Consider the following 702-nt stretch of genomic DNA (forward strand, 5'->3'; position numbering starts at 1 on the left):
GAACAAGGAATAACGTTAAAATGAGATGCTTCATTTCGGCTCCTATTGTTCAAGAAGTTTTGCCCAGGATAATTCTGTGACATAAATGCCAAGGGGATTCCTGAGAATCTGGCTTTCAGTTTCTGGGGGAGAGATGCGGACTTTTACAGTCGCTTCGTAATGAGTGCTGGACTGGGCAACACCTGAGTGATTGCGCACGGTTTCCAGCCATTCGATTCGCCAGCTCTCAGAGCTGACAGGGAGCGGAATGCCTTTAACATCAACCTCAACGAGTACCTTCTGGCCGCGCTGATATGGGTTGTTTTTCTCGTACCAACTTTTAGTTGCACCGCGGGCTGCGCCGGTTACGAATGAAGACATCCGCTTAACCATTTTCTTCTGAAGCCCGATGTCAGCGGTAACGGTCCGCCAGTTGACGATGAGGTTGGCCACTTCTGCTTGAATAATACGTTTGGGAACCGGGCCGATTTCATCCGCGCGGGTTACGGAAAGGACTTGGCCATGTTTGTCCACTTCAACGGTGTACGGGACAACCTTGCTTTGAGTGACTTGCACAAAATTCATGGTAATGGATATGGCGGTAACCAGAAGGCAACACAAAGCGAATAACCGCCACTGGTTACGGCCATCAATGTATGAGCCATAACGCTCAAGCCACTCTTCTCGGCCTGTGAGATATGGGTTTTCAGTTGGTTTAGACAT

The 702-nt window shown here is 49.1% G+C and carries 1 protein-coding gene; it reads right to left on the bottom strand.

Translation table 11 applies throughout. From position 1 onward, the window contains the following. Positions 1-42: 42 nt before the first annotated feature. Positions 43-702: a type IV secretion system protein gene (locus D0S45_20630; GenBank protein ID TIH07269.1), complete on the bottom strand. Its 660-nt coding sequence runs from the start codon at positions 700-702 to the stop codon at positions 43-45.

Source organism: Marinifilum sp. JC120 (assembly GCA_004923195.1).
Lineage (GTDB): Bacteria > Desulfobacterota > Desulfovibrionia > Desulfovibrionales > Desulfovibrionaceae > Maridesulfovibrio.

Coding starts and splice junctions, on each gene's coding strand:
- D0S45_20630 (TIH07269.1), bottom strand. CDS start 702: ATGTCTAAACCAACTGAAAACCCATATCTCACAGGCCGAGAAGAGTGG.